This window comes from Pseudomonas sp. So3.2b (assembly GCF_019464415.1).
In the GTDB taxonomy this organism is placed as follows: Bacteria; Pseudomonadota; Gammaproteobacteria; order Pseudomonadales; family Pseudomonadaceae; genus Aquipseudomonas; species Aquipseudomonas shahriarae.
Genome location: NZ_CP080494.1, coordinates 3,939,646 through 3,958,355, shown reverse-complemented (window position 1 = coordinate 3,958,355; position 18,710 = coordinate 3,939,646). Strand labels below are relative to the sequence as shown.

General features: G+C 62.7%; 17 protein-coding genes and 1 pseudogene. 14 read left to right on the top strand and 4 right to left on the bottom strand.

What is annotated here, in order from left to right:
• Window positions 1-27 precede the first annotated feature (27 nt).
• On the bottom strand, window positions 28-675 hold the full coding sequence (locus K1X80_RS17665; protein WP_120733525.1) for a pentapeptide repeat-containing protein: 648 nt from the start codon (window positions 673-675) through the stop codon (window positions 28-30).
• A gap of 87 nt (window positions 676-762) precedes the next feature.
• Window positions 763-2,655, bottom strand: a complete 1,893-nt coding sequence (gene exaA, locus K1X80_RS17660) for a quinoprotein ethanol dehydrogenase (protein ID WP_057439406.1) — start codon at window positions 2,653-2,655, stop codon at window positions 763-765.
• Window positions 2,656-2,909: 254 nt separating this feature from the next.
• Here exaA and pedF point away from each other — a divergent pair, with 254 nt between their 5' ends.
• The 13 genes and pseudogenes from pedF (at window position 2,910) to K1X80_RS17595 (ending at window position 16,721) form a co-directional block, all read left to right on the top strand.
• A complete protein-coding gene (gene pedF / locus K1X80_RS17655; RefSeq protein WP_057439405.1) occupies window positions 2,910-3,371 on the top strand; it encodes a cytochrome c-550 PedF in 462 nt (153 codons plus the stop codon).
• A gap of 3 nt (window positions 3,372-3,374) precedes the next feature.
• The gene (locus K1X80_RS17650) at window positions 3,375-4,130 is read left to right on the top strand and encodes a quinoprotein dehydrogenase-associated SoxYZ-like carrier (protein WP_120733524.1); all 756 of its coding nucleotides are present in this window, start codon (window positions 3,375-3,377) and stop codon (window positions 4,128-4,130) included.
• A complete protein-coding gene (locus K1X80_RS17645) occupies window positions 4,127-5,053 on the top strand; it encodes a quinoprotein relay system zinc metallohydrolase 1 (RefSeq protein ID WP_220172379.1) in 927 nt (308 codons plus the stop codon). The genes K1X80_RS17650 and K1X80_RS17645 overlap by 4 nt, the downstream gene beginning before the upstream one ends.
• Window positions 5,054-5,079: 26 nt before the next feature.
• A complete protein-coding gene (locus K1X80_RS17640) occupies window positions 5,080-6,600 on the top strand; it encodes an aldehyde dehydrogenase family protein (RefSeq protein WP_057439402.1) in 1,521 nt (506 codons plus the stop codon).
• A gap of 659 nt (window positions 6,601-7,259) precedes the next feature.
• Complete coding sequence (gene pqqA / locus K1X80_RS17635) at window positions 7,260-7,331, top strand: pyrroloquinoline quinone precursor peptide PqqA (RefSeq protein ID WP_003243383.1); 72 nt, start codon at window positions 7,260-7,262, stop codon at window positions 7,329-7,331.
• Between the two features lie 127 nt (window positions 7,332-7,458).
• The gene (gene ercA / locus K1X80_RS17630) at window positions 7,459-8,622 is read left to right on the top strand and encodes an alcohol dehydrogenase-like regulatory protein ErcA (protein ID WP_169990360.1); all 1,164 of its coding nucleotides are present in this window, start codon (window positions 7,459-7,461) and stop codon (window positions 8,620-8,622) included.
• Window positions 8,606-9,976 (top strand): hybrid sensor histidine kinase/response regulator, encoded by a 1,371-nt coding sequence (locus tag K1X80_RS17625; protein ID WP_115128518.1) that lies wholly within the window; start codon window positions 8,606-8,608, stop codon window positions 9,974-9,976. The genes ercA and K1X80_RS17625 overlap by 17 nt, the downstream gene beginning before the upstream one ends.
• Before the next feature lie 148 nt (window positions 9,977-10,124).
• A complete protein-coding gene (locus K1X80_RS17620) occupies window positions 10,125-10,538 on the top strand; it encodes a VOC family protein (protein WP_057439400.1) in 414 nt (137 codons plus the stop codon).
• A 90-nt stretch (window positions 10,539-10,628) separates the two neighbouring features.
• Window positions 10,629-10,778 (top strand): annotated as a pseudogene (locus K1X80_RS17615) (ATP-binding cassette domain-containing protein); the annotation flags it as partial.
• A gap of 75 nt (window positions 10,779-10,853) precedes the next feature.
• Window positions 10,854-12,140: an amidase gene (locus K1X80_RS17610; RefSeq protein ID WP_220172378.1), complete on the top strand. Its 1,287-nt coding sequence runs from the start codon at window positions 10,854-10,856 to the stop codon at window positions 12,138-12,140.
• Window positions 12,141-12,248: 108 nt separating this feature from the next.
• Window positions 12,249-13,727, top strand: coding sequence for a DASS family sodium-coupled anion symporter (locus tag K1X80_RS17605; RefSeq protein ID WP_220172377.1), 1,479 nt, complete (start codon window positions 12,249-12,251; stop codon window positions 13,725-13,727).
• Window positions 13,728-13,911: 184 nt separating this feature from the next.
• Window positions 13,912-15,573, top strand: a complete 1,662-nt coding sequence (locus K1X80_RS17600) for an MFS transporter (protein WP_115128516.1) — start codon at window positions 13,912-13,914, stop codon at window positions 15,571-15,573.
• Window positions 15,570-16,721 (top strand): HlyD family secretion protein, encoded by a 1,152-nt coding sequence (locus tag K1X80_RS17595; protein WP_169990358.1) that lies wholly within the window; start codon window positions 15,570-15,572, stop codon window positions 16,719-16,721. Before K1X80_RS17600 ends, K1X80_RS17595 begins: the two co-directional genes overlap by 4 nt.
• Window positions 16,722-16,735: 14 nt before the next feature.
• On the opposite strand, the gene copD is transcribed toward K1X80_RS17595, so the two are convergent.
• Together copD and copC are read right to left on the bottom strand one after the other, a co-directional pair.
• On the bottom strand, window positions 16,736-17,584 hold the full coding sequence (gene copD / locus K1X80_RS17590) for a copper homeostasis membrane protein CopD (RefSeq protein WP_169990357.1): 849 nt from the start codon (window positions 17,582-17,584) through the stop codon (window positions 16,736-16,738).
• 3 nt (window positions 17,585-17,587) lie between these two features.
• Window positions 17,588-17,953 (bottom strand): copper homeostasis periplasmic binding protein CopC, encoded by a 366-nt coding sequence (copC, locus tag K1X80_RS17585; RefSeq protein ID WP_186625818.1) that lies wholly within the window; start codon window positions 17,951-17,953, stop codon window positions 17,588-17,590.
• A gap of 115 nt (window positions 17,954-18,068) precedes the next feature.
• On the opposite strand from copC, the gene K1X80_RS17580 reads away from it, so the two are divergent.
• Window positions 18,069-18,689 (top strand): TetR/AcrR family transcriptional regulator, encoded by a 621-nt coding sequence (locus tag K1X80_RS17580; protein WP_029298440.1) that lies wholly within the window; start codon window positions 18,069-18,071, stop codon window positions 18,687-18,689.
• The last annotated feature ends 21 nt before the right edge of the window (window positions 18,690-18,710 follow it).

Sequence of the window (18,710 nt, the reverse complement as noted above, 5' to 3'; positions counted from 1 at the left end):
GAGCCGGCAAGCCCGCTCCTGCAAAAGTTAACGGTCCCAGGTGGTGGGGCAGTCCTTGCAGCCCTCCATATTCGCGTCCTGGAAGTTTGCATAGTGCTGGCGGCTGCCGGTGAGGGTGGCCTGTTCCAGGTTGCTTTCACCGAACTTGGCCTCTTGCAGGTTGGCGTCGCTCAGGTCCGCACCTTGCAGGTCGGCTTTGCTCATCCAAGTCATTTCCAGGTCTGCTGCACGCAGGTTGGCCTTGTGCAGCTTGGCCCCCGACAACCGCGCAAATTGCAGGTAAGCCGCGCTGAGGTTGGCGTTTTCAAATTGCGCGCCCTGGGCAAACATGCCCCAGCCTTGCACGGCCATCAAAGTGGCCCCGCTGAAATCTGCCAGGCGCAGGTTGGCTTGCTGCAGGCTGGCGCGGGTCAGGTTGGCGCCTTGCAGTTGGGCTTTTTCCAGGTTGGCCAGGTCGAGGTTCGCGTGGCGCAGGTCGGCCTCGCGCAGATCGGCCCCGGCCAGGTTCATTTTGCTCAAGTCCTGGTTGCGCAGGTTGGCGCCCTTGAGGTTGGCGCCGGGGCATTGGCTGTGGGGGGCGAGGGTGCAGCCGTTGATGACCAGGGGTTGATCGTCGCCGTCGTCGGCGTAGGCCAGAGGGAGGGAAAGCAGGAGTAGCAGGGGCAGGTAGTTCATGGCAGGGACCTCGTGGTGACCGTTGGGGCGCGGTGCGCCCTGGGAGGCATTCCCACGCAGAGCGTGGGAACGATCATCAACGGGGGGTTATTTTTGCGCGGTTTTGTTATCCCAACTCGGGATTTTGAACACCCAGAACGACCCGCCCTGTGCCACCGGTTTGGTCAGCTCGGCCATGTCGCCGCCCCACAACGGCACCGCGCCGCCGTAGCCAACGGTCACGCCGATGTATTGCTCGCCATCCTGTTCCCAGGTGATCGGTGGGGAGACGATGCCGCTGCCGGTCTGGAACTTCCACAGCTCCTTGCCGGTTTTTGCGTCGAAGGCTTTGAAGAAACCGTCGCCGGTGCCGGTGAACACCAGGTTGCCCTTGGTCGCCAGCACGCCGGCCCACAATGGCAGGGCCTCCTTGTGCTCCCACACCACCTTGCCGGTGGTCGGGTTCATCGCGCGCAGGGTGCCGACGTGGTCGTCATACATGCGCTTGATACGGAAGCCCATGCCCAGGTACGCCGAACCCTTCTTGTAGTTGACCTCTTCGGTCCAGTATTCCTCTTTCCACTGGTTGCCGGGGATGTAGAACAGGCCGGTGTCCTGGCTGTAGGCCATGGGGTTCCAGTTCTTGCCACCGAGGAACGGCGGCGAGACTTCCACCGGCTTGCCCTTGGTTTCACCCGGCAGCGGCTTGGCCGGACGCTGGCCTTCGTTTTCCACGGGGCGGCCGGTCTTCAGGTCGATATGACTGGCCCAGGTGATGTTGTCGACGAACGGGAAGGCGTTCTGCAGCTTGCCGTTGTTACGGTCCACCACGTAGAAGAAGCCGTTGCGGTCAGCGTGGCCGGTGGCCTTGACCACTTTGCCGTCCTTGTCCTTGTAGTCGAACAGTACCAGCTCGTTGTTGCCGGAGAAGTCCCAGGCATCGTTTGGCGTGTGCTGGTAGAACCACTTCACTTCGCCGGTGCTTGGGTCGACACCCACTTGGCCTGAGGTATAGAGGCTGTCGAAGTCGTGAGGGTTGCCATCCTTGGAAGTACGCGCCCAGGTGTTCCACGGGCCGGGGTTGCCGGCGCCGACGATGATGGTGTTGGTCTCGGCATCGAAACTGGCGCTCTGCCAAGGGGCACCGCCGCCGTGGCTCCAGGCCTCGACCTTGCCGGTTTCGGTGGTCGGATCATCCGGCCAGGACGGTGCTTTCACATCGCCGGTGGTGGTGCTGTCCTTGCCATTCAGGCGGCCCATGTGGCCCTCGACGAACGGGCGCATCCACACTTCTTCGCCGGTGTCCGGGTCGCGGGCAAACAACTGGCCGACCACGCCGAATTCATCGCCGGAGCTGCCGTGGATCAGCAGGACCTTGCCGGTGACCTTGTCTTTGATCAGCACCGGGGCGCCGGTCATGGTGTAGCCGGCGGCGTGGTCGCCGAATTTCTTGTTCCACACCACTTTGCCGGTGTTTTTATCGAGGGCGATCAGGCGCGCATCGAGGGTGCCGAAGTAGATCTTGTCGCCAAAAATCGCCGCCCCGCGGTTGACCACGTCACAGCACGGGCGAATGTTGTCGGGCAGGCGGTGGTTGTAGGTCCACAGGCGCTTGCCGGTCTTGGCGTCGAGGGCGAACACCCGGGAGTAGGAGCCGGTGACATACACCACGCCGTCGTTGACGATGGCCTGGGACTCCTGGCCGCGCTGCTTCTCGTCACCGAACGAGTACGACCAGGCCGGGGTGAGCTTGAACACGTTCTTGTCGTTGACCTGGGCCAGGGGGCTCCAGCGCTGGGCGTTGGTGCCCATGCCGTATTGCAGCACGTCCTTGGTGGTCAGGTGGTCGTTGGCAATGTCTTCCCAGGTGACGTTGCGCGTCTGCTTTGCAGGTTCGGCAGCGGCGAAGCTCGCCGCACTCAAGGACAGGCTGCCGACCAGCAGGAAAGCCTGCACGGCAAGGCTCAGCGGCGAGAGGGCGGGTAGCGATCTTATTGTCATGGTTGCAGTTCCCAGTGGAGGTTTTGGCCTGCACAGGTTGCTGGCTGGACGGTGCCCGCGGATACGGAAAATATCCCGGTGTGGCCGGGACAATTTCCCGAACCGCATCTGATTTAGCAGGGGCCCGCAAGCCTTACTACGAAGGGAGTAGAGCCCGGCCACCAAAGCAGCATACGGGCCCTGGCGAGGCGTTCCTATGATGGTTGCCATAGCCTCTGTAGAGAGGTTTTGCGTGCAATCCTGAGGGGACAATAATGACAACAAAACGCAACGCCTTGCTGGTTGCCGGCCTGTTGGCCGGGGTGATCGGTGCAGGCTCCGTCTGGGCTCACGGCAACGTGACGCCAACTGCCGTGGAAACCCAAGGCCTGACCCCGATCAAGGACGCCGGCGTACCGCTGGATGCCGATGGCTGGGCGGCGGTGAACCCGTATCGCCAGTCGCCGGAACACGCCAAGGCCGTCGAAGTGGGGGCCTCGGCCTATAACCAGAACTGCGCCGCGTGCCACGGTCTGGAAGCCAAGTCCGGTGGGATCGCCCCCGACCTGCGCATGCTCGATGAGGGCGATGCCGGGGACGAATGGTTCGTCGAACGGGTGCGCCACGGCGCGGTGCGCGATGGTCGGGTGTACATGCCGAAAATGGCCGACTACTTGAGCCAGGAAGCCTTGTGGGCGGTACGCACTTATCTTGATAGCGTGCACGTCGAGGAGTAAGCCATGGGCTGGCGCGCACGTTGGCTGTTGGCTTGCTGGTTGCCAGTGGCCGCCTACGGGATGGACCCCGGCAAAGACCCGGTGCCATCGGTGATGTGGAGCTATTTCCACCAGCAGTTCCTCGGCAATGCGCCGTTTGTCTTTGATGAACGGGTCAAGTTGCTGGCGCCGCCATTTGCCGAAGATGCGCGGCAGGTGCCCCTGGAAATCGACGCTCGCGCCTTCAAGGGCCAGGTGGTGAAAATCATCGCCTGGGCCGAACTCAATCCACTGCCGAAAATCGTCGACTTCCAGCCGGGCGAGGGCGTGTTGCCGTGGTTGGCGATCCGCGTCCGGATCGAGCAGGCCACGCCGTTGCGCGCCGCCGTGTTGACCAAGGATGGCCTGTGGCATGTGGGTTCGACCCTGATCGACGCCGCCGGCGGCGGCTGTACCGCGCCCAGCGTGGTGCGCAGCCAGCCGGGCTGGGAAGAACACCTGGGGGAAGTGTTGGGCGGTCGTTACCCCCGCGAGGATTTCAGCCGGCTGCGCCTGCAGATAGCACACCCGATGGACAATGGCATGGTCAGCGGCATCCCTGAGTTCTACATCAACCACGCCGAACTGCGCGACGCCCAGGACCGGGTGTTGGCGCGCCTGGAGCTGTTTGCGGCGGTCAGCGAGAACCCCGACCTGGCGTTTGACCTGCAAGGCGCCGGGCCGGTGCGCTTGCTGTTGCGCGATACCAGCGGTAGTGAATTCGCCGGGGCCATCCCATGAAGTGGCTATTACTGCTGTTACTCGGCCTGGGCCTGCCCGCGCTGGCCGACCTCGACTACGCCCTCAAGCCCCGGCAGATCGCCGCCGACACCTGGCTGCTGGAAGGCAGCACGGATAATTTCGCCAGGGCCAACGGCGGCAACATCGTCAATACCGGGTTTATCGTGACCCAGGCCGGGGTGGTGGTGATCGACACCGGGCCGTCCCGGCGTTACGGCGAAGCATTGCGCCAGGCGATTGCCACGGTCACCGACAAGCCGGTGATCCAGGTCTTGTTGACCCATCATCACCCCGACCATGTGCTGGGCAACCAGGCGTTCACGGATATGCCGATCGCTGCGCTGGCAGGCACCACCACGCTGCTGCGCGAACAGGGCGATGGCATGGCGGAAAACATGTACCGCATGGTCGGCGACTGGATGCGCGGCACCGAAGTGCTGCTGCCCAGCCAGACGTTGAGCCCCGGAGTGCAGACCGTCGGCGGCCACGCTTTGCGATTGTTGAGCCTGAGCGGCCATACCGGCGCCGACCTGGCGATTTTCGACGAGACCACCGGCGTGCTGTTTGCCGGCGACCTGGTGTTTTACCAGCGCGCCCTGACCACCCCCAACACCCCGGGCCTGGCGGAATGGCTGGCGGATATCGCCACCCTGCAAGGCCTGCCCTGGAAACTGATCGTGCCCGGCCACGGCCCGGTGGCCAGCGATGCCCAACCCTTCGCACAAATGCGTGATTACCTGGGCTGGCTCGACCAGCTCATGGCCACCGGTGCTGCCAACGGCAGTGCCATGGGCGAGATGATCCGCAGCCCCATTCCCGAACGTTTTGCGGCCATCAGCCTGAGCCGCTACGAACTGATCCGCAGTGTCAGCCACCTGTATCCCCGCTATGAACGCGCTCAGATGCAACGGATAGATCAATAACAACATCCCCCGAAAGAGGCCTCATCATGATCTACGCACAACCTGGCACCCCCGGCGCCATCGTCACCTTCAAGCCGCGCTACGGTAACTTTATCGGTGGCGAGTTTGTGGCCCCGGTCAACGGTGAATACTTCACCAACACCTCGCCAGTGACTGGCGAGGTGATTGCCGAATTCCCGCGCTCCAGCGCCGCCGATATCGACAAGGCCCTGGACGCTGCGCATGCTGCCGCCGACGCCTGGGGCAAGACCTCGGCCCAGGACCGCGCCCTGGTGCTGCTGAAAATTGCCGACCGCATCGAGCAGCACCTGGAAGTGTTGGCCGTGACCGAGACCTGGGACAATGGCAAGGCCGTGCGCGAGACCCTGAATGCCGACGTGCCATTGGCCGCCGACCACTTCCGTTACTTCGCCGGCTGCATCCGCGCCCAGGAAGGCGGCGCCGCCGAGATCAACGAACTGACTGCGGCCTATCATTTCCATGAGCCCCTGGGCGTGGTCGGGCAGATCATCCCGTGGAACTTTCCGTTGCTGATGGCCGCCTGGAAACTCGCCCCGGCCCTGGCCGCCGGCAACTGCATCGTGCTCAAGCCGGCCGAGCAGACGCCGCTGTCGATCATGGTGTTTGCCGAACTGATCGCCGACCTGTTGCCGGCCGGCGTGTTGAACATCGTCCAGGGTTTTGGCCGCGAAGCCGGCGAGGCCCTGGCCACCAGCAAGCGCATCGCCAAGATCGCTTTCACCGGCTCCACCCCGGTGGGCGCGCACATCATGCACGCGGCGGCCGAGAACATTATTCCGTCCACCGTCGAGCTGGGCGGCAAGTCGCCGAATATCTTCTTTGAAGACATCATGCAGGCGGAGCCGGCCTTCATCGAGAAAGCCGCCGAGGGCCTGGTGCTGGCGTTCTTCAACCAGGGCGAAGTGTGCACCTGCCCGTCGCGGGCGCTAGTGCAGGAGTCGATCTACGAGCCGTTCATGGCCGAGGTCATGAAGAAGATCGTCAAGATCAAACGCGGCAACCCGCTGGACACCGAGACCATGGTCGGCGCCCAGGCGTCCGAGCAGCAGTACGACAAGATCCTCTCGTACCTGACCATCGCCCAGGAAGAGGGCGCCGAACTGCTGGCCGGTGGCGCCGCCGAACACCTGGCGGGCGACCTGTCCAGCGGCTATTACATCCAGCCGACTCTGCTCAAGGGCCACAACAAAATGCGCGTGTTCCAGGAAGAAATCTTCGGCCCGGTGGTGGGCGTGACCACCTTCAAGGACGAAGCCGAAGCCCTGGCGATTGCCAACGACAGCGAATTCGGCCTGGGTGCCGGGCTGTGGACCCGCGATATCAACCGCGCCTACCGCATGGGCCGGGCGATCAAGGCCGGGCGTGTGTGGACCAACTGCTATCACCTGTACCCGGCGCATGCTGCGTTTGGTGGCTACAAAAAGTCTGGGGTAGGGCGTGAGAACCACAAGATGATGCTCGATCATTACCAGCAGACCAAGAACCTGCTGGTGAGCTACGACATCAACCCGCTGGGGTTCTTCTGATCGCCTGATTGAACTGCCAGCTTCCACCCTTTGATGGGTAGACATCAGCCGCCCTGCTTGAAATGCAATCAAGTGTGGGAGCTGGCTTGCCTGCGATAGCGGTTGTCCAGCTTGCATTATTGGCGGCTGACCTTCGGTCATCGCAGCATGAGTAGCTACACAACCCTCTTCTGGGTATGTGTACATATCCATTGCTGCGGTCACGGCCACTTAGGGTTCCGCCCTTACGGCGGGTCACTTTTGGAAAAGAGCCCGGAGTGCCGGCCCAGCCAAAAGTAACCAAAAGGGCTCTTGCCCCACCACTCGGCACCTCGCCCAGGCTCGGTGTGCCCGTCATCCGACATTGATTTGGGGGGCCGCCGCGATGGGCCATCCATGGCCCAGCGCGGCTAACCCGGCGTCCTGCCGGGTTACCCCCCAAATCAATATCGGATGACGGCCAGCGTGGTTTAACGGGGCGCCTCAGATCAAAAGCAAAGCGAGGCGGCCTGGTAGCCGACCTGATCGTCGAGTCGTGCGCGTACCCCTGTGGGAGATTCTATGTACATCCGAGACTAACGACTGCGACCGGTTCGTTCGAAAGTAGCATTCGCCCGCCAGCCCACCCATGTATTAATGCCTGTACCGGACTCTCCCGGTATAACAAGAGGAACGCTCCCATGTGGACCAAACCCGCCTACACCGACCTGCGTATCGGCTTTGAAGTGACCATGTATTTCGCCAACCGCTGAAACCATCCCAGGAGCCGGCCTGCCGGCTCCTGCAGGGATAAGGGCTAGCCCATTGGTCTGATTGCATTCGCCAGCGGATGCGTTAGTGTGGCCCGTATCTTCCAAAACAATAAAAACAGGCTTTCCAATGAGCCATAGCCTCAGCCAATTGCGTAAATTCGTCTCCCCAGAAATCATCTTCGGCGCCGGTTCCCGGCACAGTGTCGGCAATTACGCCAAGACTTTCGGTGCGCGCAAGGTCCTGGTGGTCAGCGACCCGGGTGTGGTCGCTGCCGGTTGGGTCGCGGATGTCGAGGCCAGCCTGCAGTCCCTGGGGATCGAGTACTGCCTGTACACCGCGGTGTCACCCAACCCGCGTGTCGAAGAAGTGATGCAGGGCGCCGAGGTCTACCGCGAGAACCATTGCGATGTGATCGTCGCCGTCGGCGGCGGCAGCCCGATGGATTGCGGCAAGGCCATCGGTATTGTGGTCGCCCATGGGCGCAGCATTCTTGAGTTCGAAGGGGTGGACACCATCCGCGTGCCCAGCCCGCCGCTGATCCTGATCCCGACCACCGCCGGCACCTCGGCCGATGTGTCGCAGTTCGTGATCATTTCCAATCAGCAGGAACGCATGAAGTTTTCCATCGTCAGTAAGGCAGTGGTGCCGGATGTGTCGCTGATCGACCCGGAAACCACCGCCAGCATGGACCCGTTCCTCTCGGCCTGTACCGGGATCGACGCGCTGGTGCATGCCATCGAAGCCTTTGTGTCCACCGGCAACGGCCCACTGACCGACCCCCATGCGCTGGAAGCCATGCGCCTGATCAATGGCAACCTGGTGCAGATGATCGCCAACCCCGGCGATATCGCCCTGCGCGAGAAAATCATGCTCGGCAGCATGCAGGCCGGCCTGGCGTTTTCCAATGCGATCCTCGGCGCGGTGCATGCCATGTCCCACAGCCTTGGCGGCTTTCTCGACTTGCCCCATGGCCTGTGCAACGCGGTGCTGGTGGAGCATGTGGTGGCGTTCAACTACAACTCGGCGCCGGAACGGTTCAAGGTGATTGCCGAGACCTTTGGCATCGACTGCCGGGGCCTCAACCACCGGCAGATCTGCGGGCGGCTGGTGGAGCACCTGATTGCCCTCAAGCACGCCATCGGCTTCCATGAAACTCTCGGCCTGCACGGGGTGCGGGTGGCAGATATTCCGTTTTTGTCGCAACACGCCATGCATGACCCGTGCATCCTGACCAACCCGCGTGAGTCGAGCCAGCGTGACGTCGAGGTCGTCTATGGCGAAGCTCTCTGACGACCAGCAGCGGGCTCTGGCCGGGCTGCTGGGGCTGGGCGATCACTCGGCGCGCAAGAGCCACTACCCGGAGCTGACGGCGCGGCTGGATGAACTGGAAGCCGAGCGCAAACGCTATATCCGCCTCAACGATGAGCTGGAACAACGGGTGGCGGCGCGCACCGATGAGCTGCTCGAAGCCAACCACAACCTGCAACAGCAGATCGCCCGGCGCGAACAGACTGAACAAGACCTGCGCGACGCCCGTGACGCCGCCCAGGCCGCCAATCGCAGCAAGGACAAGTACCTGGCCGCTGCCAGCCATGACCTGCTGCAACCGCTCAACGCGGCGCGGCTGCTGATCTCTACCCTGCGTGAACGCAACCTGCCCAGTGTCGAGCAAGTGCTGGTGGAGCGCACCCATCAGGCTCTGGAAGGGGCCGAGGACCTGCTGACCGACTTGCTGGATATCTCGCGCCTGGACCAGGCAGCGGTCAAGCCGGACGTGGCGCTGTACCGCCTGGATGAGCTGTTTGCGCCGCTGGTGTCGGAGTTCCATTCGGTGGCCCAGGCGGCGGGCCTCAAGCTGCGGGCGCGCACTGCCGGCTACGCGATCCGCACGGACTTGCGCTTGATGACGCGTATTTTGCGCAACTTCCTCAGCAATGCCTGCCGCTACACCGACGAAGGTTGCATCCTGTTGGGCGCGCGGCGGCGCGGTGATCGCCTGCGCCTGGAGGTCTGGGACACCGGGCGCGGAATTGCGGCGGACCGGTTGAGCTCGATCTTTCTGGAGTTCAACCAACTCGATGTCGGCCGCGCCGCGGATCGCAAGGGCGTTGGGTTGGGCCTGGCGATTGTCGAGCGTATCGCGCTGATTCTGGGTTACCCGGTGGCAGTACGCTCATGGCCGGGGCGCGGCTCGATGTTCAGCATCGAGGTGCCGTTGAGTGCCGAGGTACCCCTGGCCATCAGTCAGTTGCCGACACAGCCGAGCACTGGTAATCCGTTGCCCGGGCGCCGCCTGCTGGTGATCGATAACGAGCTGAGCATCCTTGAAAGCATGCGCGCGCTGCTCGGGCAGTGGGGCTGCGAGGTGGTGACCGCCACCGACCAGGCCGGTGCCTTGCTGGCGTTGCAGGGCCGGGCGCCGGAGCTGATCCTGGCTGACTATCACCTCGACCATGGGGTGGTGGGGTGTGCGGTGGTCAAGCAGTTGCGCGAGCATTTCGCCCAGAACATTCCCGCCGTGATTATCACTGCGGACCGCACCGACCAGTGCCGCCGCGCCCTGCGCCGCCTGGAAGCACCGTTGCTGAACAAACCGGTCAAGCCAGGTAAGTTGCGGGCGGTGTTGAGCCAGTTACTGGGGTAGGGCAATACTCCCTGCTCTTGTACGGGGCTATCGTTAAAAATTCTTTCGCTCTGAGTAAAAATTACATGCTGTGTGTTTCTGTAAAAGCAGCACAAACTTTGCCTTATTCCACTGTCATTTAAATAGATGGTGCTTTAAGGAGCGCTCCATGCAGTCGATTTTTCATCTGGCCTACCATGTTCGCGATTTGGAAGTTTCACGTCAGTTCTACTGTGACTTGCTGGGTTGCGCACAAGGGCGCAGCACGGATACATGGATGGACGTGAATTTCTTCGGGCATCAATTATCCCTGCACCTGGGTGAGCCCTTTGCCGTCACTGATACCGGCAGGGTCGGCGACCATCTGGTACCGATGCCTCATCTGGGGGTGTTGCTGGAGATGCCGGACTGGCTGGTGTTAAAGGACCGTTTGATCGCGGGCGGGGTGAAGTTTGTCCTCGCCCCTTATCTGCGCTTTGCCGGCGGACCGGGCGAGCAGGCAACCCTGTTCTTCCTGGATCCGGCCGGTAATCCCATCGAGATAAAAGGCTTCTGTGATTTGCAATCGGCGTTCGCTGTTTAACGCATGTTACGCAAACGACGTTAAGTTGATTTAAGTCTTTTGGGCGCGCCAGCCAACGGTAGGACGTGAACTCGTCAAGTTGCTCAATGGCTGCGACGGAACCTGGAGCGCGTGCGCATCCCGGAGCAGGCCCACAAGTTTTCGGGGCAAATGTCGGGCTGCCAGCAACAGCGCGTGGCGATTACCCGTGCCCTGTGCATGAAGCCGAAAATCATGCTGTTCGACGAGCCGACCTCGGCGCCCAATGACTTCTTCGACAACCCGCAGATTTTGCATTGAGCCCTTGGGCAGACAGGCCTGTAACAGAGGAATGCCATGTACCGTTTTGATCATTTGGATGCCACCACCCTGGCACAGCGGGTCTGTGCGGGTGAGGTGAGCGAAGAGACAGTCGCCGCACACTTCCTTGGGTGTGCCGAGGCCCAGGAGTCGACAGTACAGGCCTTTGTTTCGTTCGACCCCGACGCGGTACGTGCTCAAGCGAGGCAATTGACCGGGACGCGTGCGCGAGGTCTGTTGGCAGGTATTCCGGTGGGGGTCAAAGATAACTACGACACTGTGGATCATCCCACCGGTTTTTACTCGCCGATCTATGAGGACAACCGCCCGTCCCGCGACGCACAGGTTGTCTCGCTGCTGCGCCAGGCGGGGGCGCTGATTATGGGCAAGACCCACACCACCGAATTTGCCTATATGCACACCGGGCCGACGCGCAATCCCCAGGACCCCCGACGCACGCCCGGGAGTTCGAGTGCGGGCTCGGCGGGGGGGCTGGCGGCTGGATTCTTTCCCATCGCCCTGGGTACGCAGACGGCCGGATCATTGATCAAGCCTGCCGCTTATTGTGGGGTGCACGCCTTCAAACCCAGCTATGGGCTGGTCTTGCTTGAGGGGGTAAAGCCACTGGCGCCGAGTTTCGACACGGTCGGCTGGTTTGGGCGTTCGGTGCGTGACCTGAGCCTGATCGCGCAAGTCCTGATCCCGGGGTTCCCGGCGCGCCCCGCGGAAAGCCCGCTACGGTCGTTGGGCTTTTGCCGTACGGCGCGCTGGGATCAGGTGGACAAGGACGTGGCCCTGGCACTGGAAGCCGCTATAGATACGCTGCGTGCGGCAGGGCACCGAGTGAGCGAAGTGGTGTTGCCTGAGGGGTTTGCCAGGGTGTTTGATGACCATTTGTTGATAAACGATTGTGAGGGCGCCCGCTCATTGGCCGCTGAGTTCAATCGGCACCCGGACAAGATGAGCATGGAAATCCTCGATATGTTCGCCCGCGCCGAGCGGACCAGTTGGGAGCAAGAGTCAGCGGCCAAGAGGCGTCTGGCACAGTTGGCGCCGGTGCTGGAGGAGATATTCAAACCGTTTGACGCCGTCCTGGGGGCGAGCTGCGGCATCGTCGCCCCGTTGGGCCTTGGCGCCACTGGGCCGTCGGATTTCATCAAATTCTGGATGGCATTTGGATTGCCGCAAGTGAATATTCCTCTTGTGCGCAAGGCCGCAGAGCTGCCGGTAGGGCTGCAAATAATCGGAGGATTTAGAAACGACAGCCTTTTGCTAAGCGTGGCTGAGCAGGTCGATGCCCTGCTGCGGCCGGCTGGCCGATAGGAGGGGGCTGGGCTCACGTGTTGGCCTGGCACGTTGATACCCGTCAACACGGCGTGCGGTGCTTTGCCTCATGCTGTCGGCCTGATTTGAAGGCTGACGGAGAACCCCATGAACGGCCCCGCAACAACCGCTGCATCATTCAAGTTGCCCATGGGCCTGGTGATTGCCGTACTGGTGATGGTCGGCGTGCTGCTGTTGCCGCTGCCCGCCGATTTGCCGGTGGCCGGCCAGCGGATGCTGGCGATCCTCGCGTTTGCCGTGGTGGTGTGGATCACCGAGGCGGTGTCCTACGAAGCCAGTGCGATCATGATCACCTCGTTGATGGCCTTTCTGTTGGGCACCGCACCGTCCTTGCAGGACCCGACGCACCTGATCGGTTCCAGCCCCGCTATCAGCATGGCGCTCACCGGGTTTGCCAATCCGGCCCTGGCCCTGGTGGCCGGTGCGTTGTTTATCGCCGCCGCCATGACCCACACCGGCCTCGACCGGCGTATCGCCCTGGTGACCCTGACCCGGGTCGGTACCAGCACTCGCGGGATCCTGGTGGGCGCGATTGCGGTGACCATCCTGCTCAGCCTGGTGGTGCCCAGCGCCACCGCCCGCAGCGCCTGCGTGGTGCCGATCATGATGGGGGTGATTGCCGCGTTTGGCGTGGACAAACGCTCGAATATCGCCGCCGGGATCATGATCGTCGTCGCCCAGGGCACCAGTATCTGGAACGTCGGGATCCAGACCGCCGCCGCGCAGAACCTGCTGACGGTCGGTTTTATGGACAAGATGCTCGGCCAGCGCGTGTCGTGGATCGACTGGTTGATCGCCGGGGCGCCGTGGGCGCTGATCATGTCGGCGGTACTGCTGTTTCTGGTGCTCAAGTTGCTGCCCCCGGAAAGCAATAGCATTCCCGGTGGCAAGGAAGCGGTGGCGCAGTCCCTGGTGGAGATCGGCCCGATGACCGGGCCGCAGAAGCGCTTGCTGACCGTTTCGGTATTGCTGCTGCTGGCCTGGGCCACGGAAGGGCGCCTGCACAGCTTCGATACCACCTCCACCACCTACGCCGGCCTGGTGTTCCTGCTGCTGCCGGGGATCGGCGTGATGACCTGGAAGGACGTGCAGTCGCGTATCCCCTGGGGCACGGTGATTGTGTTCGGTGTGGGCATCAGCCTGGGTACCGCGTTGCTCACCACCCAGGCCGGGCAATGGCTGGGCGCGCAGGTGGTGGGGCATACCGGCCTGAATCAACTGGGGCCGCTGGGGGTGTTTGCGATCCTCGGCGCATTCCTGATTGTGATTCACCTGGGTTTTGCCAGCGCTACCGCGCTGACCTCGGCGTTGTTGCCGATCCTGATTGCCGTACTGCAAACCCTGCCGGGAGACTTCAGCCGGCTGGGCATGACCATGTTGCTCGGGTTTGTGGTCAGCTACGGTTTTATCCTGCCGATCAACGCCCCGCAGAACATGGTGTGCCTGGGCACCGGCACCTTCACCGCGCGGCAGTTTGCCAAGGTAGGCTTGCTGGTCACGGTGATTGGCTATCTGCTGATGCTGCTGTTTGCAGCCACCTACTGGAGCTGGCTGGGCTGGATCTAAAACCTCCTGTGGGAGCTGGCTCTCACAGGGGGGGGCTCGGCTGGGCACATATTTGCGCCACATCACAAATCAAATGTGGGAGCAGGCCAGCTCCCACAAAGATGACAAGATGAACCCCGCTCAGGTCTACTAAGCTCTGAGTCAGGGTTTTACCGGCCTCGTGCGTCGGTCATCAAGGTCACGAATGGATAAATACACCCCGCACACCTGGCAACCCCACGAGCGTCCGAGCTTGCCGGGGTCACCGTCGACGCCCCATCACCCCACGCTCAAACGCTGGGCTTTTGCCCTGGTTGGGGTGCTGGTGGCAATCACCGGCGGCCTGGGCAATGCGCTGGTGATCGCCAATCTGCCGTATCTGCAAGGGGCATTGGGCGCGACCACCGCCGAAATGGCCTGGCTACCCGCTGCCTATGTGATGACCAACGTGTCCATGAACCTGCTGCTGGTGAAGTTCCGCCAGCAGTTCGGCTTGCGCGCGTTTACCGAAGTGTTCCTGGTGCTCTACGCCCTGGTCACCTTTGGCCATCTGTTCGTCAATGACCTCAGTTCGGCAATCGCCGTGCGTGCCGCCCACGGCATGGTGGGCGCGGCCCTCAGTTCCCTGGGGTTGTACTACATGGTCCAGGCGTTCCCGGCGAAGTGGCGGCTCAAGGCTCTGGTGCTGGGCCTGGGTACCGCGCAACTGGCGTTGCCGATGGCGCGGCTGTTTTCCGAAGACTTGCTGCAGATTGCCGAGTGGCGCGGCCTGTACCTGTTTGAGCTGGGCATGGCGCTGACTTGCCTGGGCTGTGTGTTCCTGCTCAAGTTGCCGCCGGGCGATCGCTTCAAGACCTTTGAAAAGCTCGACTTCTTGACCTTTGCTTTGCTCGCCTCGGGCGTGGCATTGCTCTGCGCGGTACTGTCCCTGGGGCGCATCGACTGGTGGCTGGAAGCCCCGTGGATCGGCGTGGCCTCGGCCTGTTCCCTGGTGCTGATCATGGCCGGGCTGGCCATCGAACATAACCGCGCCAACCCGCTGCTGATGACCCGCTGGCTGGGCGGCGGGGTGATGATTCGCCTGGCCCTGGCGGTAATCCTGATCCGCATGGTGCTGTCCGAGCAGTCCACCGGCGCCGTGGGCTTTTTGCAGGCGCTGAATATGAGCAGCGAGCAGATGCGCACCCTGTACCTGGTGATGCTGTTGGGGGCGATCAGTGGCCTGGTGATCAGCGCGTTGACCATCAACCCGGCACACTTGCTGATGCCCCTGGTGATTTCCCTGGCGCTGATGGCCACGGGCTCGGTGATGGACAGCTTCTCCAGCAACCTGACGCGGCCGCAGAACATGTACCTGAGCCAGTTTCTGCTGGGGTTTGGCGGTACCTTCTTCCTCGGCCCGACCATGGTGCTGGGGATGCGCAATGTGCTGGCCAACCCGCGCAACCTCGTGAGTTTCTCGGTGTTGTTCGGGATCTGCCAGAACCTCGGCGGGCTGATGGGCGCGGCGTTGCTCGGCACCTTCCAGGTGGTGCGGGAGAAATTCCATTCGAGCATGATTGTCGAACACCTGACCCTGCTGGATCCGCGGGTCGCGGCCCGTGTACAAAGCGGCGGCTCGGCCTACGGCTCGGTGATTGCCGACCCGGAACTGCGCAACCTGATGGGCATCCGCAGCCTGGCCACGGCGGCCACCCGCGAGGCCAATGTCATGGCTTATAACGACGTGTTTATGCTGATCGCGATCATCGCGATCCTCACCATGTTGTGGATCTTTACCCGCAGCCTGTGGCTGATGAGCACCACCAAGAAAGCTGCCGCCAGTGCAGCGCCTTCCGTTCAACCTAGCGGCGCACTTCCTTCATGAGCGAACCTACGGCTACCACCACGACCACCAATGCCATTGCCGCCACCCCGGAGGGCACCACGCCACCGGGTGCGACGGCCACCGAGCCGCGCTCCCTGGGCGTGCGCATCGTCTCGTCCCTGGGCTTTGCCGCGATTGCCATCGTTGGCGTGTTGATTGTGCTGTACGCCTGGCAATTGCCGCCGTTCAGCAGCGCCGTGGAAACCACCGAAAATGCTCTGGTACGCGGCCAGGTGACGATCATCAGCCCACAATTGGGCGGTTATGTGTTCGAGGTGCCGGTGCAGGACTTCCAGCACGTCAAGGCCGGGGATTTGCTGGTACGCCTCGACGACCGCATCTACAAGCAGCGCCTGGATCAGGCCCAGGCGCAACTGGCGGTGCAGCAGGCCGCCCTGGCCAACGTGGTGCAACAGCGCAACAGTGCCGAGGCGACCATCAAGCTGCGCCAGGCCGCCCTGGCCGATAGCCAGGCCCAGGCGCGCAAAAGCACCGCCGACCTGCGTCGCAACGAAGAGCTGATCAGCGACGGCTCGGTGTCGCGCCGTGAATTGGACGTGACCCGCGCCGCCAACGCGCAAACCATCGCCGCTGTGGCCCAGGCCCAGGCCAGCCTGGAAATCGCCCGCCAGGACCTGCAGACGGTAATCGTCAATCGCGGCTCCCTGGAAGCGGCGGTGGCCAGTGCCGATGCGGCGGTGGAGCTGGCGCGGATCGACCTGTCGAACACCCGCGTCCTGGCCCCCCGGGACGGTCAACTGGGGCAGATTGGTGTACGTCTGGGGGCCTACGTCAACTCCGGCGCGCAGCTGATGGCACTGGTGCCGAACCAGTTGTGGGTGATCGCCAATATGAAAGAAACCCAGATGGACAACGTGCAGGTGGGCCAGCCGGTAACGTTTACCGTGGATGCCCTGGACCACCGCAAGTTTCATGGCACGGTGCAGCGTATTTCGCCGGCGACGGGGTCTGAGTTCAGCCTGTTGCAGGCCGATAACGCCACCGGCAACTTCGTCAAGATCGCCCAGCGCGTGCCGGTGCGGATCACGGTGGACCCCGATCAGGAGCAAAGCGAACGCCTGCGACCGGGGCTGTCGGTGGTGGTGAGTATCGACACGGCGGGGCGCTTGAAGAACAGTCCGCCTTGAACTGGATGATGCTCCTACAGCATCGGTGGCAGGGTGCCCAATAGGGAAACGGCCGCCACCGCCGCCGCGCCCAACAGCCATTCCAGCAACACGCTGGCCTGCAATTGGCCACGTCGCTGCTGGCAATCCTGGGTCCGTAGCCGGTTCAGCACTGCCAGGCCGAGCATGCCCGCCACCAGCAGCGCCTTGATCAACAGGATCAAGGCAAACCCGCTGAACAGCGGGGTAGGCCAGAATTGCCCGGTGAGCACGCGGATATTGATCAGCCCGGTGACCAGCAAACCCGCCACCAGCCCGTAACCGACGCCACTGAAGCGCTGCAGAATCTCTTCCAGGGGCGTGTGCTGCGTTTGGCGCAGGAGCAGGACCAACAACAGCAACCCACCGAGCCACGCACCGACGCAGAGCAGGTGCACCGCCTGGTTGAGGATCAGCAATTGGCCGCTAAGGCCACTGAGCATGGCGCCATGGCCCACGGGGGCCAGGGTTGCCAGGAGCAGCGTCGTCAGGGGCAGGCGCGCGCGGTTGCAACGTGTCAGCAGGCTCAGCACCAACAGGCCATTCAACAGCAGGTGCACGCTCCAGACCTGGCCGAAAAAAGTCTTGCCCAGCACCAATTGCACCGTTGCAAGGTCCAGCGCCAGCAAGTCGCTGCCGGCCATGCTGGCACTGATCAACAGCAGCCACGCCACGCCGCTGCCCAGGGCCAGCCAGGCCAGTGGCCCGGTGAGGCGCGCCAGTTGCCGGTCCACTGCCGGCTGGGGCTTGGTGCCCAGGAGCAAGGGCCGGAACACACTGGCCCCGAACATCAGCAGCACCGCCATAAAGTGCAGGAAACGGCACAGCACCAGCAGGGTTGCCATGGGTTATTGGCCGACCTTGAAGCTGTAGCTGCCTGCGCTCTTGTGGGTATCGACCGAGATGGCGTGCCACTCGACCTTGTAGGTGCCGGCAGCCAACGGGGCGGCCGGGGTCACCACCAGGGTTTTCTTGTCTTTGTCCGGGGTTTCCAGGCCCTTGACCGCCACTTCGGTGCCGTCCCTGCTCAGGGACACCTTGGTGAACGTGGCTTCGACGCCTTCGGAAAACACCAGGCGCAGGTCGGCGGGGGCCGTGACGGTGCTGTCGGCCGCCGGCGTGGTGCTTTTCAGGTGGGCGTGGGCCAAGGCCGCCTGGGCGCCCAGCAGAGAGGTCAGCAAGGCAACCGCCATCAACGTGTTCTTGATCAACATCGTGCACTACCTATCAAGGGGAGGAGCGGGCAGTGTACGAAGTTTCCACTCAGGCTGTCGCCCCGATCTAGAGCGGATGGTAGTCTTCCAGGCATGTCGTTGTCAGGGAGCCCCTATGGGCAATCACAAGATCGGTATCCGTCGGGTCAACGTCGAAAAGATTCTGCTGGCCGCTGAAAAGGTCTTCGCCGAAAAAGGCTATGGCAGCACCGCCATGGCCGACATTGCCGAACAGGCGCAACTGCCGCGCTCCAACCTGCATTACTACTTCAGCACCAAGAGCGAGTTGTACAGCGCGGTGTTGTTCGACCTGCTGGAAGTGTGGAAGCAGGACGCGCTGTGCTTCGAAATGTTCGATGATCCACGGGTGGTGCTCAGCAGCTACATCCGGGCGAAGATGCAGCACTCGCGCAGCCGCCCCTATGGTTCGAAAGTCTGGGCCAATGAAATCATCCACGGCGCGCCGACCCTCGGCGAAGCGCTGGATGCGAGCCTCTACGATTGGGCCAAGATGAAGGAAGCGAAGATCCGCCAATGGGTGGAAGACAAGCGCATCCTCGCGGTGGAGCCGTCGAGCCTGCTGTATATGATCTGGGCCTCGACCCAGCACTATGCCGACTTCGATCACCAGGTGATGATCCTCAACGACCATCAGGCGCTGTCGGATATGCAGTTCGAGCGGGCGGTGCAGACGGTGACCAGTGTGATTCTGCGGGGGATTGGCTTGGAGCCCTGAGCTTTGGGGAGAGGTTGAGGG

Excerpts from the sequence above, each read along its gene's own strand:
- K1X80_RS17665 (WP_120733525.1), bottom strand. The coding sequence starts at position 675 with ATGAACTACCTGCCCCTGCTACTCCTGCTTTCCCTCCCTCTGGCCTAC.
- exaA (WP_057439406.1), bottom strand. The coding sequence starts at position 2,655 with ATGACAATAAGATCGCTACCCGCCCTCTCGCCGCTGAGCCTTGCCGTG.
- pedF (WP_057439405.1), top strand. The coding sequence starts at position 2,910 with ATGACAACAAAACGCAACGCCTTGCTGGTTGCCGGCCTGTTGGCCGGG.
- K1X80_RS17650 (WP_120733524.1), top strand. The coding sequence starts at position 3,375 with ATGGGCTGGCGCGCACGTTGGCTGTTGGCTTGCTGGTTGCCAGTGGCC.
- K1X80_RS17645 (WP_220172379.1), top strand. The coding sequence starts at position 4,127 with ATGAAGTGGCTATTACTGCTGTTACTCGGCCTGGGCCTGCCCGCGCTG.
- K1X80_RS17640 (WP_057439402.1), top strand. The coding sequence starts at position 5,080 with ATGATCTACGCACAACCTGGCACCCCCGGCGCCATCGTCACCTTCAAG.
- ercA (WP_169990360.1), top strand. The coding sequence starts at position 7,459 with ATGAGCCATAGCCTCAGCCAATTGCGTAAATTCGTCTCCCCAGAAATC.
- K1X80_RS17625 (WP_115128518.1), top strand. The coding sequence starts at position 8,606 with ATGGCGAAGCTCTCTGACGACCAGCAGCGGGCTCTGGCCGGGCTGCTG.
- K1X80_RS17620 (WP_057439400.1), top strand. The coding sequence starts at position 10,125 with ATGCAGTCGATTTTTCATCTGGCCTACCATGTTCGCGATTTGGAAGTT.
- K1X80_RS17610 (WP_220172378.1), top strand. The coding sequence starts at position 10,854 with ATGTACCGTTTTGATCATTTGGATGCCACCACCCTGGCACAGCGGGTC.
- K1X80_RS17605 (WP_220172377.1), top strand. The coding sequence starts at position 12,249 with ATGAACGGCCCCGCAACAACCGCTGCATCATTCAAGTTGCCCATGGGC.
- K1X80_RS17600 (WP_115128516.1), top strand. The coding sequence starts at position 13,912 with ATGGATAAATACACCCCGCACACCTGGCAACCCCACGAGCGTCCGAGC.
- K1X80_RS17595 (WP_169990358.1), top strand. The coding sequence starts at position 15,570 with ATGAGCGAACCTACGGCTACCACCACGACCACCAATGCCATTGCCGCC.
- copD (WP_169990357.1), bottom strand. The coding sequence starts at position 17,584 with ATGGCAACCCTGCTGGTGCTGTGCCGTTTCCTGCACTTTATGGCGGTG.
- copC (WP_186625818.1), bottom strand. The coding sequence starts at position 17,953 with ATGTTGATCAAGAACACGTTGATGGCGGTTGCCTTGCTGACCTCTCTG.
- K1X80_RS17580 (WP_029298440.1), top strand. The coding sequence starts at position 18,069 with ATGGGCAATCACAAGATCGGTATCCGTCGGGTCAACGTCGAAAAGATT.